At 57.2% G+C, this 15296-nt stretch carries 11 protein-coding genes; 7 read left to right on the forward strand and 4 right to left on the reverse strand.

The window, feature by feature from the left end; genetic code table 11:
- Nucleotides 1–17 precede the first annotated feature (17 nt).
- Genes Q1A74_RS06265 through Q1A74_RS06285 form a run of 5 tightly spaced genes read left to right on the forward strand, consistent with a single transcriptional unit; the run spans nucleotide 18 to nucleotide 5968 of the window.
- A complete protein-coding gene (locus tag Q1A74_RS06265; RefSeq protein WP_299593643.1) occupies nucleotides 18–1199 on the forward strand; it encodes an extracellular solute-binding protein in 1182 nt (393 codons plus the stop codon).
- Nucleotides 1200–1235: 36 nt separating this feature from the next.
- Nucleotides 1236–2474 carry a CaiB/BaiF CoA-transferase family protein gene (locus Q1A74_RS06270; RefSeq protein ID WP_299593646.1) on the forward strand — a complete coding sequence of 413 codons (1239 nt, stop codon included), beginning with the start codon at nucleotides 1236–1238 and terminating at the stop codon, nucleotides 2472–2474.
- Nucleotides 2471–3631: a CaiB/BaiF CoA-transferase family protein gene (locus tag Q1A74_RS06275; RefSeq protein ID WP_299593649.1), complete on the forward strand. Its 1161-nt coding sequence runs from the start codon at nucleotides 2471–2473 to the stop codon at nucleotides 3629–3631. The genes Q1A74_RS06270 and Q1A74_RS06275 overlap by 4 nt, the downstream gene beginning before the upstream one ends.
- Nucleotides 3632–3657: 26 nt before the next feature.
- Nucleotides 3658–4452: an enoyl-CoA hydratase/isomerase family protein gene (locus Q1A74_RS06280; protein ID WP_299593652.1), complete on the forward strand. Its 795-nt coding sequence runs from the start codon at nucleotides 3658–3660 to the stop codon at nucleotides 4450–4452.
- Between the two features lie 55 nt (nucleotides 4453–4507).
- Nucleotides 4508–5968, forward strand: a complete 1461-nt coding sequence (locus tag Q1A74_RS06285) for an aldehyde dehydrogenase family protein (protein ID WP_299593655.1) — start codon at nucleotides 4508–4510, stop codon at nucleotides 5966–5968.
- Nucleotides 5969–6065: 97 nt separating this feature from the next.
- Here the strand turns inward: Q1A74_RS06285 and Q1A74_RS06290 are convergent, their stop codons facing one another.
- Nucleotides 6066–7025 carry a DUF4862 family protein gene (locus Q1A74_RS06290; RefSeq protein WP_299593657.1) on the reverse strand — a complete coding sequence of 320 codons (960 nt, stop codon included), beginning with the start codon at nucleotides 7023–7025 and terminating at the stop codon, nucleotides 6066–6068.
- Between the two features lie 136 nt (nucleotides 7026–7161).
- On the opposite strand from Q1A74_RS06290, the gene Q1A74_RS06295 reads away from it, so the two are divergent.
- Nucleotides 7162–8196, forward strand: coding sequence for a hypothetical protein (locus Q1A74_RS06295; protein WP_299593660.1), 1035 nt, complete (start codon nucleotides 7162–7164; stop codon nucleotides 8194–8196).
- Between the two features lie 52 nt (nucleotides 8197–8248).
- Nucleotides 8249–9691, forward strand: coding sequence for a sulfatase (locus Q1A74_RS06300; protein ID WP_299593663.1), 1443 nt, complete (start codon nucleotides 8249–8251; stop codon nucleotides 9689–9691).
- Nucleotides 9692–9792: 101 nt separating this feature from the next.
- Here Q1A74_RS06300 and Q1A74_RS06305 read toward each other — a convergent pair whose 3' ends face one another.
- The 3 genes from Q1A74_RS06305 to Q1A74_RS06315 form a co-directional block, all read right to left on the reverse strand.
- Nucleotides 9793–10686 (reverse strand): SMP-30/gluconolactonase/LRE family protein, encoded by an 894-nt coding sequence (locus Q1A74_RS06305; RefSeq protein WP_299593666.1) that lies wholly within the window; start codon nucleotides 10684–10686, stop codon nucleotides 9793–9795.
- Between the two features lie 195 nt (nucleotides 10687–10881).
- Entirely contained in the window at nucleotides 10882–12879 is a 1998-nt protein-coding gene (locus Q1A74_RS06310; RefSeq protein ID WP_299593669.1) for a CRTAC1 family protein, read from the reverse strand.
- Nucleotides 12879–15266 carry an agarase gene (locus Q1A74_RS06315; protein WP_299593672.1) on the reverse strand — a complete coding sequence of 796 codons (2388 nt, stop codon included), beginning with the start codon at nucleotides 15264–15266 and terminating at the stop codon, nucleotides 12879–12881. Before Q1A74_RS06315 ends, Q1A74_RS06310 begins: the two co-directional genes overlap by 1 nt.
- Between the last annotated feature and the right edge of the window lie 30 nt (nucleotides 15267–15296).

Consider the following 15296-nt stretch of genomic DNA (forward strand, 5'->3'; position numbering starts at 1 on the left):
ATACAGAGAGAAAACTGATGAGCAGCTCCGAGAATAGTCACGACTCCCAAGAAACCATCGTCCTGCGCGGCATGACCTGGAACCACACCCGCGGCTTCACCCCCATGGTGGCGGCGGCCCAGCGCTTTGAAGAACTGAACCCCCACGTCACCATTCAGTGGGACAAACGTTCGCTTCAGGCCTTCGCCGACCACCCCATCGACGACCTCGCCAGCCGCTACGACCTGCTGGTGATCGACCACCCCTGGACCGGTTTTGCCGCGCGGGAAAAGGTAATCCTGCCCCTGGACGAGCACCTGCCCGCCGCCTTCCTCAAGGACCAGGCAGACAACGCCGTGGGGCACTCCCACACCTCCTATCACTACGATGGCCAGCAGTGGGCCCTGGCCCTGGACGCCGCCACCCCGGTAGCGTCATTACGCCCGGACCTGCTGCAAGAAAAGGGACTGGAAGAACCCAAAACCTGGGAACACCTGATGGCACTCGCCGAGAAAGGTCTGGTCGCAGTGCCGAGCATTCCCCAGGACACCCTGATGAATTTCTACATGCTGTGTTCCGCCATGGGGGAAGATCCCTGCGTTGGCGAAGAGGAAGTAGTGAGCCAGGCTGTGGGTATTGAGGCACTGGGCATGCTCAAGGCCCTGTCCGACAACCTGGACCGCCGCTGCTTCGACTGGAACCCGATCAAGGTGTACGAAGCGATGACCCGCAGTGACGACTTCGCCTACTGCCCGTTTGCCTACGGCTACGCCAACTACGCCCAGGCCGGCTACGCGCGCAAACTGCTGGCATTCCGGGATACCGTGACCGCCGGTCCTAAAGGCGAGCACCTGAAAACCACCCTCGGCGGTACTGGCCTGGCGATCTCCGCGCACACCAAACACGCCGATATTGCCGCGCAGTTTGTAGCATTTGCCGGCAATCCGGATCTGCAAAAGTCCTTCTACATTCAGTACGGCGGTCAGCCCGGACATCGCGACGCCTGGACCAGTGAGTCAGCCAATCACCTGACCAACAACTACTTCACCGACACCCTGCCCACCCTGGACCGCGCCTTCCTGCGTCCACGCTACCATGGGCATATGTTTTTCCAGGACAACGCCGGCGCGCCCATTCGCAACTACCTCATGCACGGTGGCGATGCCAACGGGCTGCTGGATCAGCTCAATGTTCTGTACAAAAAATCACGTCAGGGTTAATGGATGACACAACCAATGTCTGCCATGCAACAAACTATGTCTGCGAAGCAACACGCTGCGTCACAACTGCCTCTTAAAGGGCTCACCGTTCTCGAGTTCAGCCAGTACCTGGCAGGCCCCTACGCGGGCCTGCGTCTGGCAGACCTCGGTGCACGGGTAATCAAGATCGAGCGCCCCGGCAGCGGCGACGCCTGTCGCAGCCTCGCCACCAAAGACCTGTGGGTGGATGGTGACAGCCTGCTGTTCCACACCATCAACCGCAATAAAGAATCCTTTTGTGCGGACCTGAAAAGCCCGCACGACCTGAATGCGGTGCGCCAACTGCTCGCACAGGCAGATGTAATGACACACAACTTCCGCCCAGGCGTGATGGAAAAAATCGGCCTCGACTACACCAGTGTCAAAGCCCTCAATCCGCAGATTATTTACGGCGAAGTTTCCGGTTACGGCAACGAAGGACCCTGGGTGCACAAACCCGGCCAAGACCTGCTGGCACAGGCGGTATCTGGCGTCGGCTGGCTCTCGGGAAATCGCAAACAGGGGCCGGTTCCGCTAGGGCTCGCCATCGCCGATATGCTGTGCGGCACTCACCTGGCGCAAGGCATTCTCGCCGCGCTGGTGCGCCGCCAGCGCGCCCGCAAAAATGGCGGTGCCGTAGTGGGTGCCAAAGTGCAGGCCAGCCTGCTGGAATCCATGGTGGATTTTCAGTTTGAAGGGCTTACCACCTACCTCAACAACGACCGCCAGTTGCCGGACCGCAGCGCAATCGCCAACGCCCATGCGTTCCTCGGTGCGCCTTACGGCATCTATCAAACCAAAGACCACTGGATTGCCATTTCCATGGGACCACTGGGGCCATTGGCGGAAGCGCTCGGCTGCCCGGCCATCAACAAAAACGACAGCGAAGCCTTTAGCCAGCGCGACGCGATCAAAACAGACCTCGCAAAACACCTGCGCACCCAAACCACAGACCATTGGATGACTCGCCTGAACGCGGCCGCCATCTGGGCATCCGAAGTGGTGGACTACGATCAGCTGCTCGACCATCCCGCGTTTAAAGCGGTCGCGATGGAGTTACAGGTTTCCCGCCCATCGCAAAACGGCGAGACGTCGCTGACCGTCAATACCACCCGCTGCCCGCTGCGGATCAACGGCCAGCGTTTTACAAGTCACAAGGCCGCGCCGCGACTCGGAGAAGATACCGATCACATTCGCAACACCTTACTGGCCAACTCCACCACTGCCCATTCCAGCCAGGGGGAGACCGCACAATGACCCAAACTCATAAACCACTCGACGGACTGTTGGTTCTCGATTTTTCGCAGTTTCTGTCCGGCCCGTCTGCTGCGCTGCGCCTTGCGGACCTGGGTGCGCGGGTGATCAAGATCGAGCGACCTGAGCGCGGCGAAGACGGCCGCAATCTGTATCTGTCCGACTGCGTGCTGGAGGGTGAATCCACCCTGTTCCACGCCATCAACCGGGACAAGGAAAGCTACTGCGTTGACCTGAAAAATCCGGCGCAGCGGGACGATCTCAATGCACTGATCCGCAAGGCGGATATCCTCATCGCCAATTTCCGCCCCGGCGTCATGCAGCGACTCGGGCTCGACTACGACCATGTAAAAGCCATCAACCCGCACATCATTTACGGTGAGATCAGCGGTTACGGCAATACGGGTCCCTGGGCCGATCGTCCCGGACAGGACTTACTGTTACAGGCCCTTTCCGGCCTCACCTGGCTTTCCGGCAGCCGCGACGATGGCCCCGTGGCCATGGGCGTACCGGTAGCGGACATCTTTACCGGCGCACAACTGGTGCAGGGCATTCTCGCCGCCGCCTTCGCCCGCGAGTTCACCGGTGAAGGCAGCCTGGTGCAGATCAGCATGCTCGAAGCCATGGTGGATTTTCAGTTCGAGCCACTCACCATTGCACTGCAGGATCCGCAGCAAACCATCGAGCGCGCCGCCGTCAATGGCGCCCACGCGCTGGTGGCCGGCGCCTACGGTTTCTATAAAACCAACGACGGTTATATCGCTCTCTCCATGGGTCGTGTGGAAGACCTCGCGCGACTGCTCGACTGCCCCGCGCTATTGCCCTACTGCGACCCCGCACTCGCCTTTGCCGAGCGGGATGCCATCAAACAGATTCTTGCAGATCACCTCCCCTCCCAGACCACCGCGCACTGGCTATCTCTACTGGAGCCTGCGGATATCTGGTGCGCGGAAGTGCTGGACTGGAATCAACTGCTGGCACACGACGGTTTCAAAACCCTCGACATGCTGCAATCCCTGCCGATGTCCGGTGGCAGTCAGTTAACCACCAGCCGGTGCCCCATTCGTATCGACGATCAATTCCTGTGGGGAAGCCATCCAGCGCCGAAACTGGGGCAACACCAGGGCGCCATTAATAACGAAATCAAAAATGAGAGATGAGAGGTGAAAAATGAGAGGAACCGGCCATGAATGAGCGCCATTCGCAATCGAATGTTTCGCTAACAAAGTCTACCCCCGGGGTGGCCCATATTACTTTGCAGCTTGCGCCAGCGAACGCCTATCACGAGTCATTCCTGCGGGAAATCGGCATGGTCATTCGTACCCTGGAACAGGACGACAGCGTACGCGTGGTGGTGATCAACAGCGCGCTGCCAAAATTTTTCTGTGCCGGCGCCGATATCAAGGTGTTTGAAAGTAACAGTGTGCAGCAAAACCTGGCACTGGTCGCCGCTGCCCGCACCAATGCCAATGCCATCGAAAACAGCAGCAAAATCTACATAGCCGAAGTCGCCGGCCACTGCCTCGGTGGCGGCCTGGAAATTGCCATGGCCTGCGATTTTATTTTCGCTGCCGAAGGCAATTACCGCTTCGGCCTGCCGGAAATCAAGCTGGGGCTGATTCCCGGCAACGGCGGCACCCAGCGCCTGGTACGCCGCATTGGTCGTCGCGCCGCCATGGAAGTTTTGCTGACCGGCGACACCTTCGGACTCGCTCAGGCGCAAGAACTGGGATTGCTCGATGGCGTCTACAGTGCGGAATCCCTGGCTGCAGGCACCAGCGAATTCGCCGAAGAAATCGCTCGCGGTCCCGGCCGTGCCATCGCCGCTACCAAGCGCGCATTGCGCGAAGGCAGCTCCCTGCCCCTCAACCAGGCGCTGGCACTGGAGGCAGAACTGGCGGATTCCCTGTACGAAACCCCGGACGCCGAAGAAGGGCTGAAGGCCTTCGTGGAAAAACGACCGCCGGTATTCAACCAGTAGCAGTAAGCCTGAAACAATCAAACGCACATAAAAACAAAATGCGATGGAGAAGATGATGAGCACACCAACAAACACCACCACCCTGAAGCATTACCAGTGCTATATCGACGGCCAGTGGATCGACAGTGCGGACAAATTGCCCGTGGAAAACCCGGCCAACGGCGAAGTGTTCGCCAGCGTACCGGACTGCACCCTGGAACAAGCGGACGCCGCCCTCGCCTCCTCCCAGGCCGCCCTGCAAAGCTGGAAAATGCTGCCGGCCATCGAACGCGGGCGCCATCTGTTCCGCCTCATCGACGCGCTGAAACCCAAACGGGATCTGTTCGCCAACCTGCTGGTGCTGGAACAGGGCAAAACCCTGAATGAAGCCTACGGCGAGTTCGACGATACCCTGAATTACCTCAGCTACTCCGCCGAAGCTGCGCGCCGTATCGAAGGAAATATCTTCCCATCCGATAACGCCGGCGAACAGCTGTGGATTCAGAAAGTCCCCTACGGCGTGACCGTGGGCCTGTGTGCGTTTAACTACCCACTGGCACTCATCGGCCGCAAGGTAGGCCCGGCACTGGTCACCGGCAACACCATGATCGTAAAACCCCACGAAGCCACCCCCCTCACCGCCATGGAATTTGCCAAAGCGGTAGAGGAAGCCGGTATTCCCAAGGGCGTGATCAACATCATCAGCGGCAGCGGTATTGCCGTGGGCGAGCACCTGGTAAAAAGCCCCGTCACCCAACTGGTCACTCTCACCGGCAGCATCCGCGCCGGCCAGGCCATCTGCCGCGCGGTTGCCGAGAACGTTACCGCGGTATCCCTGGAGCTCGGCGGTAAAGCGTCCTTTATCGTGCTGGACGATGCCGATATCGACAAAGCCGTGGATGCGGTGGTGATCTCCCGCTACGCCAATTGCGGCCAGGTATGTATCTGTGCCGAGCTGGTGCTGGTACACGAAACGGTCGCGGAGGAATTTACCCGCAAAGTGCTGGAAAAAGTGAAAGGGCTTACAGTAGGCAACCCCATGGACAACCCCAGCATGGGCCCATCGGTGACCGCCCAGGGCCTGGACCGGGTCGATTCCATCGTGCAGGAAACCATAAACGCCGGCGCCACCCTCGCCTGCGGCGGCGCCCGCCCGGAAGGCGCCGAATTTGAACACGGCAACTGGTACCAACCCACCGTACTGACCGACGTAACCGCAGATATGGCGGCCGCGCGAGAAGAAATCTTCGGCCCGGTACTGCCCATCGTCAAAATTGGATCATTCGATGAAGCAGTAGAAATCACCAACCGCCGCAACGATGGCCTGAGCTGCTACCTGTGGACCAACGACTACCGCACCATCATGGAAGGTACTTCCCGACTTGAAGTGGGTACCGTATTCGTGAACAAGCAGATTGTCGGCTACGTCCAGGGCTATCACTCCGGCCACAAACGCAGCGGCATCGGCGGTGAAGACGGCATCTACGGTATAGAGGGATACTTGCAGAAACGTGCGGTGTATTTGAACTGCAACTAATCCAAAAACAAAACGGGGGGCAATGCCCCCGTTTTGTTTTTTATAAAAGCGTCCAATCAGAAATACAGCACCGCAGATCTACTGCCGCTGTATCCCGCTATTTAGTCACAAGGTCGAGCGCCGCCAGGCAATCCCGGTTATAGGCTACTCGGGAAGCCGCATCCAGATCCGTCGGCCGCACACCGATCTTCGCCCCCAGATAGTCGAGCTTTTGCCAGTCTGCGGCTTCCAGGGTTAGTGCCAGCTGTTCCCGCGTGAGCAGTGAGCCTTCCGCAAATTGCCCGCCCTCAAATACTTCCGCCGGTGGCATATGGGTATCGCGCCATACGCCGTAGGGTGTTTCCACGTCGGAAATGCCGGAGTACATCAGACCGCGCAACAGTCCCGCCTCGCGCACCAGTCGCAGGTGCTCCAGTGGGCCTTCCACGCTGCGTGTCTCCAGGGCCGAACGTCCCCAGTTGATGCAAATGCCCAGTTTTTGTTCGCGGTCCTGGTTCATTTCAAGCAGACAGTCGATTTCTTCCTGCACGGAAAGGAAGCCTTTTTCTGGCTTCAGGCCTTCCACAAACGCATCGCAGTGCTCGATAACCAGATTTGCACCACTCCAGTCCCAGGAGGTGATTTCCTCCAGAGAGCGCTTGAGCGATGCAACAGAGGACTGAGCCGCAGTGCGATTGGGGCTGGTGTGCAACTGCACGGCCTCTACCGCATTGCGCCCGAGGTGTTTATTGAGCTTCAGCACCGCCGCGTGCATTTGGCGGTAAAATTCAACCCCCTCCGCACGCCCGGCCTCGTCGTCAGACGCGATACCAAAGGCCGCATTCTTGCCCAGACGCCCCATCACCCCGGGCACGCCGGTAAATACAAAATCCCATTCCGGGTCAATATTTCGCAGAAACCAGTCGTCGTCATGGGCGTGCAGCTCCCCGGTGAACGGGTGCTCGAGCCCACGCAGGTTTTGCAGCTGTTTGATGCCGTTCAGGTATTCCTCCTGAACCTCCGGCTGCCAGGTTTCGGTCACGGGGGCGGTGGCGTAGGCGCCTAGGATGTATTTCATAAGCTGATTGCGGTTCCTGGGATGCTTGAAAGGGCAGATAATATACAGGAACCTATTCGGGGCCAAAACCCGCGAGGCCGAGTCGCTAGATCCGGAATTGTTCGTCGCTACCGCTCTCAGAACCGACAGCCAAAATATGTCCAATACAACCCACTCCGCGTCCATAACACAGACGCGCTTTGACCGATTCTTAGCCTACCGTCTCCAGAATGAAGCGATGGCGGTGACGGTGGTGCCCGCCCTCGGAGGAAAAATCGTAAGTGTGACAACGGGGTTGCGCCAGCGCGAATGGCTGTGGAGAAATAACCGTATATGCCACAGAAAGGCGGTTCCCGCTGATTGCTACACCCGGCTGCACGATACCGGCGGTGTGGACGAATGCTTTCCCAGTGTGGATGCCTGTGAGCTTCCGTCCGACGCCGGCGTGTTTGCGGGGCTTACTCTGCCCGATCACGGAGAACTTTACGGGCGCCCCTGGACGCAAGTGCGATGTACGGAGCATGCCGATGGATCGGTAAGCCTCATCCTCAAGCAGAAGTGCAGCACGCTTCCCGTCACGTTCCAACGCAGCCTGACGCTGCCGCCAGATCAAGGATGCATCAAGTTCCAGTACAGCGTGCGCAATCTTTGCGATACCGCAGTACCTTTCAGCTGGTGCCTGCACCCGGCCCTGGCGATAACCCCGGGAATGGAACTGGTGCTCCCGAATAATCATCAGCTTCACTGCTCATTTGCCTCCGAACATGCCCCACTGGTTACTGGCGATACGTTCTACTGGCCCAACACGCCCGGTGGTTCCAATCTATCTGTAATTCCCGAGGTTGCGCCGGAAAATGGCTTTGCGGCCAAGCTACTTTCGGTAAATGATCTATTTGACTGTACCAATCCCGGGGCAAAGGCCCGGATCGGCATCATGGACCCGGCCACCGGCGAAGCATTGTATTTTGACTTGGCCCCAGAGGAGGTTCCGCACCTTGCGCTATGGCTGAACTACGGAGGCTGGGCCGGGGACGGGGGAACCCCTTACTTTAATCTGGTACTGGAACCCGCCATCGGAAATGCCGATAGCCTGCGTGAGCTGATTGACCGAAATACAGCACCGATACTTGCACCCGGGTCATCTCGTCAGTGGTCCTTCCAGATTTGCACCGACAACGCCCCTCTTTGTTAACAATATACAAGTGGCGTTACACTACCCCAATTAATCAGCATTGGGGGTCACCATGTCATTCCGGATCAGCGGCCGATTGGTTGCCGCGCTACTCACCCTACCGATAATCGCCGTGTTCACCATACCGTCCGCGGCCATCGCGGCCACAAAAAAACCAAATATCGTTCTAATTCTGGCGGACGATGCCGGCTACGCAGACTTCAGTTTTCAGGGCAGTGAAGTATTCCAGACACCCAATATTGATCGCATTGCCAAGAGCGGTACCCGTTTTGAACAGGCCTATGTGAGCGCCGCGGTTTGCGGCCCTTCCCGCGCCGGGCTGATCACCGGTAAATACCAGCAACGCTTTGGCTATGAGGAAAACAATGTGCCCGACTATATGAGTGCAAATGGCACCACCGGGGACGATATGGGACTGCCGCTGGACGAAAAAACCATCGCGGATCACCTCAAACCACTGGGTTACCACAGCGCCATCCTGGGCAAATGGCACCTGGGCAATGCAGATCGTTTTCACCCACTCAATCGCGGCTTCGATGAATTCTACGGTTTTCGTGGCGGTGCCCGCTCCTACTTCCCGTTTGATGAAAGCAACCCCAACCACCATCGAGAGGATTTTCTCGAGCGCGGCTTCGGTGTTTTCGCGGAAACACCAAAATACTTTACCGACGCGCTGACCGATGAAGCGGTCGCCTTTGTCCAGCGCAACCAAGACAAGCCCTTCTTCCTCTACCTCTCCTACACTGCTGTGCACGCCCCCATGGATGCGTTGCCAGAGGATCTGGCCGCCTTCCCTCAACTTTCCGGCAATCGCCAGAAAGTCGCTGCCATGACCAGGGCCCTGGACAGGGGTGTCGGCAAATTGCTCGACACACTAGAAAAACAACGCTTGATCGACAACACCCTGATTGTGTTTACCAACGATAACGGCGGGCCCACGGATCACAACGCCTCCAATAACTATCCCCTGAGTGGCACCAAGGCCACCCATCTGGAGGGGGGAATCCGGGTGCCGTTTGTCATGCAGTGGCCTGGCCAGATACCGGCAAAGCAGACATTTAGCCACCCCAGCAGCCTACTCGACCTGCTGCCGACGTTTTATTCCGCCGCTGGTGGAGATTCATCGAACCTAGAAGGAATCGACGGTGTAAACCTTATTCCCTACCTCACCGCCAAAACCACCGGAAAGCCGCACCAGTCCCTCTACTGGAAAAAAGAAAACCGCGCAGCCATTCGGGATGGCGACTGGAAACTACTGCGTTTTCCGGACAGGCCTGCCGAACTCTATAATCTTGTGGACGATGCCAGTGAAAACAATAATCTGGCCCGGCAATACCCGGAAAAAGTAACCGCACTGTACAAAAAGCTATTCCAGTGGGAACTGCAACTGGATCGGCCAAAATGGCAATTGAAGCGGGAGTTCGAAGGACAGGCTATGGAGCGGATGGATGCTTTTAGAAAGGCAAAATTGCCCGAGACTTCAAGTAACCACTGAGCGCATACGTTTTTCACGAAAAAAGGCGGCCTTGAAATTAACAAGGCCGCCTTTCTTGATGAACTCAGGTTTAACTCGATCCGACTGAATTGAACGCCCGACTACACAATCACCGCCGGTTCCGGCTGCCCTTTTATCGCATTGCGATATACCAGGGTGACGCCATTGGGGACTTTCGCATCTGGCGCGTCTTCAAGGCCCACCGCAGCAGTCGTCACATACATATCGGTAAAATCGTCACCGCCAAAGGCCGGGCAGGTAGTGCGGATAACGGGTGCTTGTAGTGCAACAGAGGCGCTGCCATCGGGAGTAAAGCATTGGGTACGCGCACCGTCCCACAGGGACGACCACATATTGCCCTGCCCGTCCATCACCGCGCCATCGGGGATGAGCTTCTGCTCGCTTAGATCCAGAAAGACTTCCCGCTCGCCGGCGAGCCATCCGTCTTCTTCATTCAACGCTACCCGGTAAACCAGGCTTTTGGCCGAGTCCGCGTAGTAACCGTAATTACGCGCGCGATCAAAGCAGATTCCGTTGGGCACGGTCATCCCGCTATCCAGCTTCCGCAACTCACCTTTGTACCAGCGATACAGGTTGCCCTGGTCCGGCTCGCCTTCCATACCCATTGTGCCAATCCAGAATCCACCCCAGGGGTCGGCTCGGCCATCGTTGCTGCGGTTGCCCGGTAGATCCGGCTCTAGCGCACACAGCAGGGTTCTCTCCCCGCTGTTCAGGTCCATCAGGTGCAGGCCACTTTCAAAAGCGACAACAGCGCGGTCCCGGTCTACCCAGCCAATCGCCGAGGGCATTTCATCAAACTCCCAGGCCTGCTCACCATCCGCGCCATTGGCGAGCACGCGCTTGTTGAGCAGATCCACCCAGTACAGGTTTTTGCGCTGCGGGTGCCACAGGGGGCCTTCCCCCAGGCTGCAAATACGCTGATCGAATACTTCTGCCTGACCGATCCCGGCAGAACTCTGTGCAGTTTCACTCACGCCAACTTCCTCACAATTCGCTTTATCATTTGCCCGACCATTCGCTGTGAGCGCCCGGGCCGCGGCGCTCACTGGCAGCGCACAGAGAGCGCTGGACAGAAATACCCGCACCATTTCACGGCGCGACAGACTGCTGTTTAGTCTTTTCAAAATACTTTCCTTCCTGCTGACAGTTGGACGGTTGGCACATTTTCACTACTCACTGCCCTTTCCACTTACCAATACCCGTCCGCCTACCAATACCCGCTGATTTGCGGCGATGCCGCTCCGTGTCACTTCTGTTCCGTCTCGCCAGCGTACATGAATATCTACCGGGACGTGACTCATCCCCAGGCCAAAGTGCGCGACATCCAACTGGCCCTGAGAATGGGTCGCACTGCCTGAGCCTACCCGATGATATTGGCTATTTACAGAGACTTCCGCTCCCTTTGGGTCTGTACCCTTCTGGGAATAGCCCACGCGAACCTGCAGGTAGTTGTTCTTTGGCGACTTAGACTGATGTGGATTGAGGGTGTTTTCAAACAGGTGCCAACGGCCCTGATCGTCATCGCCGCTCAACAGGTCCAGATCCCCGTCGTGATCGGAGTCGAACAGCGTACCCATATCACCATGACCGGACTGGCCGAGAAAGGTAGCGCCGTGATTGGATTGTTGGGCGAAGGCGCGGCCGTTCTGATTCAACAGCAGCAAATCTTCAACACGCTGGTGCAGGGCACCGAACCGATAGACGAAAAAGTCCTGGTAGCCGTTATTGTCCAGATCACCCGCGGTCACGCCCCAGTTGTTGTCAGCACTTTGTGGTGGCAGCTTGCCACTGATATCGGTAAAGCGCTGCCCATCATTACGCAACAGAATGTCGGAAACACCCAACTCCTGAGGCGTCCAGTCCGGCGCAATCTGTTTTACGCCATGTACGCTGGCACGAATATCCCAGGCGAGATCGCCGTTCAAACACCACTCCAGACGCCATTTGTATTTGCCAGTCTCCGCACCTGTCGTTGCGTCTGTCGTTACATCAGCGCCCTCGGAACTACCCTGCTCCACCAGCCCAAGATGCCAGCCATTTTCGACCACCTCGTCGGGGAAGCCCCTGGCGTCCTGCGGCGAAACCGTTACCAGTGATTCACCCGCTGGAGTAGCGAGCTTCTCCGCACCCGCGCCCAGGTACACCGGCAGGGTAATTTCCTGCCCGCGCTGCCAGTGAAAGAATTCATTGAGCTGCAATGGGCCGTCACTGTAGAAGGTGATCCCATCGTGGCTACGATTGCCCTCATCGCGCAGATCCAGCCGACCGCTTTGCGCATCAAACGACACCGCATTATTGGCTATCTGGTAATAGGTCTTTCCCCGGGCTAGGTAGTAGTCCAGGTCGCCATCGTTATCGATGTCAGCCTCCGCCACTGCCATAACAAACTCGCGATCTGTGGCCTCGGGCAACCACTGTTCGGTCACATCGCGGAACCCGAAATCGCCGGTTCCCGCCCACAAGCTGACGGGCGAGAAGGCGATCAAGTCGTCGATATGATCGCCGTTGAAATCGGTAACCAGTACGCGCTCGGCTTCCATTTTCTCGAAGTTCGGCGCCTGGCGGTAACGGAATTGGTCATTGCCGATATTTTCAAACAGGATATTGCGCGGACCTTTTTCGCCGGGGAGCATGATGGCATTGATCTGCAGCAGGTCCAGGTCGCCATCTAGATCCATATCGATCCAGCGTACCGAGCGCCCGCGGGCACCCATATTTTCGATACCGCTGCCCACGGTAATATCCCGAAATTCGCCGTTGTCGTTTTTCAGGATCCGTGGCGGTTGCGGGCTAGCACCATTGCCGCCGCCCAGGGCGACCGCCACATCCTGATCGCCGTCGCGATCATAGTCACCGGCGGCAATCCCGTGTACGTCCCAGCGCATAATCGGTGCATGGTGTTCCCGATAGCGGCCACCATCATCGCCCCAAAAAAGCTGCGCAGGCACCTTGTCGTGGTTGCTCAGTAGCAAGTCGTAACGGCCATCACCGTTCAGGTCTGCCACGGCGGGGCCGGCGTATTTCCAGGTCGGCACTGTGCTCAGGCCCCGCTGCTCACTGACTTCCCTGAAACTGACCTTCGTGAAATTGGGCTCCGCAGCGGCGCTGCAGGTGCCAACGAGTACAGCCACGGCAAGCGATAGACGCAAAGCAGTTGATTGTTTCATTACCGGTTCGCCTTTCCATCGCCAACTGCAGAATCGCCAAATCTACGCTGGTAGAGATTTTCGTTAACTTCCTTAACCGCATTTACCAGTGGTGTGTAGGGGATATCGGTCACGCTGACAAAACCCACATTGTAGTTTTCCCCATCGTAGGCACGCCCGGTCAGTGGAGAGTCGATGTACTGGAACCAGTGGGCGCCGACAAAATAGGGATTGTCGATCACACTGTTCATATACTCGGCGAATTTCTTGCCACGGTCTGCCTGCGAGCTGGCGTGGATCAGGCCAGGGTTCAACAGACCGGAATCCAGTGCGCCGTTGTGGAACTCGCCAATGATGGAAGGTCGATCGATTTCCTCAAGGAAATGCCAGAACTTGTCGCTGACGCCTTCCTTGTAGTAGTTGTAGCTCACCACATCCGCGTATTTGGCGGCGGCACGGCGCACCTCCGGGGTCATGCCCCAATCCGCAAACCTGGCGCCCAGGTACATATGATTCGGCATGTAGTGTTTGACCGCTTCCCGCACGATCTTGAAATATTGGCCGGTGTAGTGCTCCAGCATGGTCGAGAAGTCTTCGATCATGGCATCGTTGAAATCGCTGAGTGCTACACCACCGGCGAAACTGTCCCAGCCTTGCAACTGGATATTCCATGCGCTATTCAGCTTGGCAACTTCACCGTACTTATCCTGCATCAGTTGTACAAACTGCGCTTTGGTTGGGCTCTCTTTCGCCGAGCGGCTCAGGGTATTGATGACGATGCCATACTGCGACGCGGTGGAACCCTCCTGCCCCCAGCTCTTTTCGTTGTCCACAAACACACCCACACACCAGGGGCTGTTTTCGACTTCTTTGGCGATCTGCGCTGCGGTGATATAGGCGCGCTCTTTGAACAGTGGATCAAAAGGATCCGGCAGTGGGCTCCAGTAGTCATTGCCACTACTGACGGTCTTGAAGTTGCCGATAATCCAGCCATTGGCGAAGTACGGGATTCGATCCATCTGGTAGTAATCGGGATCAATCCAGTTGCCGAAGGAAGTGAACCCCCAGCTGAGCATGCGATCAACGGTCGTATCCCGCCACTTCGCCATCAGTTTTTCTTCATCCGCAATGTCATACTTACGCTGGAGATTCGCCCGGTAAAAGCTGAACGTCTCGCCGTGCTCTATCGCTCCGGTGTGCACCTCACGGCGGTAGCCAAAGTTCTGCCCCAAAGGCGCATCGTATTCTGGCAGCCAGGTAAACATATCTGCACGCAACGGCGAACTGACCTCGCGGGTGGGAACGGCGGCATCAGGTACCCGGTTCAGACCGAGCGAATCCTCCGGTGTCAGGTCACCGGGGGTGCGCTGGGGGACTTTGGCCTTGTCAAAGTCGTATCCGGTGATCGTGGATGTATTCGCCAGGCGGACATTGGCAATACCTGTGGAGAAAAACAGATACCCTTCCGGATCTACCAGCGCCCATTTGCCATCGACTTTTTCCGTACGGAAGAACCCGGTCGACTTCTGCTTGGGACCTTCTGCCCAGCCACCAAACCGCGAGCGTCCTTCGAGAGGTGTATGGCGCAACTCAGCCAGCTCCTCACCAGAGTAGTCACGTAGCTCTTCCACAGAATGCACTTTGTTCGCAAATTCCATTTTGGCGTTTTGACCAAACTGATCCACCAGGCCCTTGAGATAGTTTTGGTCCAGTGTTTCCGGCTTGATCAACCGAACATTGTCGATAGTCAGTGTCTTATCTTCCAGAACACCGACCACCGAGAACTCAATGCGCTCAATGGCGCTGACGTCCAGCTGCTTTTCCCCGTGGCGAAAAATAATATCTTGATAAGCGCTGTTCCAGCTGGGCGGGTTGGAGCGAATACCGGTTACCACAGAGAGGTCCGGGCCCTTGAGCTCCATATAGTAGGTATTCTGAGATTGCTCGGGCACCACGAAACTGCGGCTGTGCAATCGCCCGTCACCGTCAAACGCCTTTACATAGAGATGTACCGAGGACCGCTGCGCATTATCAATATCCAGCGCAAAGGCAAAATTTCCCAGGTTACTCCAGTCCCAACTCTTATCGGCAGCAAACGTAAACGAGGCCGCGTAGTGCGCTTTGGTTTGCAGTTGTAGCCGAAGTGCCTGGCCGTTACCCGCTGAAACCAGGCGACCATTCGCGTTCTCCAGTTTGATCGATTGCGGTAGCTTCTTATTCTCGAAATCCCAGAGTACTACCGGATCCGCTTCGACGGGTTCCGATCCACTCGCACCTTTAACACTGGATACTTTATCGCTAGATGCCGTTTCGGCCGCGGCCAGGGTATCCCCGTCTGAACGGCTGCACCCGGTGAGACACAGAGTGGAAATCAAAAATGCTGTTAGCCATTGATTGGAGTAATTCATAGGTACTCGTTCCATTAACATTCGATAAAT

The organism is uncultured Microbulbifer sp. (assembly GCF_947504145.1).
Taxonomy (GTDB): Bacteria; Pseudomonadota; Gammaproteobacteria; order Pseudomonadales; family Cellvibrionaceae; genus Microbulbifer.

What these genes read in the sequence shown, in the direction of transcription:
- Q1A74_RS06275 (WP_299593649.1), top strand. Translation starts at nt 2,471, where the DNA reads ATGACCCAAACTCATAAACCACTCGACGGACTGTTGGTTCTCGATTTT.
- Q1A74_RS06280 (WP_299593652.1), top strand. Translation starts at nt 3,658, where the DNA reads ATGAATGAGCGCCATTCGCAATCGAATGTTTCGCTAACAAAGTCTACC.
- Q1A74_RS06300 (WP_299593663.1), top strand. Translation starts at nt 8,249, where the DNA reads ATGTCATTCCGGATCAGCGGCCGATTGGTTGCCGCGCTACTCACCCTA.
- Q1A74_RS06265 (WP_299593643.1), top strand. Translation starts at nt 18, where the DNA reads ATGAGCAGCTCCGAGAATAGTCACGACTCCCAAGAAACCATCGTCCTG.
- Q1A74_RS06295 (WP_299593660.1), top strand. Translation starts at nt 7,162, where the DNA reads ATGTCCAATACAACCCACTCCGCGTCCATAACACAGACGCGCTTTGAC.
- Q1A74_RS06285 (WP_299593655.1), top strand. Translation starts at nt 4,508, where the DNA reads ATGAGCACACCAACAAACACCACCACCCTGAAGCATTACCAGTGCTAT.
- Q1A74_RS06270 (WP_299593646.1), top strand. Translation starts at nt 1,236, where the DNA reads ATGTCTGCGAAGCAACACGCTGCGTCACAACTGCCTCTTAAAGGGCTC.
- Q1A74_RS06310 (WP_299593669.1), bottom strand. Translation starts at nt 12,879, where the DNA reads ATGAAACAATCAACTGCTTTGCGTCTATCGCTTGCCGTGGCTGTACTC.
- Q1A74_RS06315 (WP_299593672.1), bottom strand. Translation starts at nt 15,266, where the DNA reads ATGAATTACTCCAATCAATGGCTAACAGCATTTTTGATTTCCACTCTG.
- Q1A74_RS06290 (WP_299593657.1), bottom strand. Translation starts at nt 7,025, where the DNA reads ATGAAATACATCCTAGGCGCCTACGCCACCGCCCCCGTGACCGAAACC.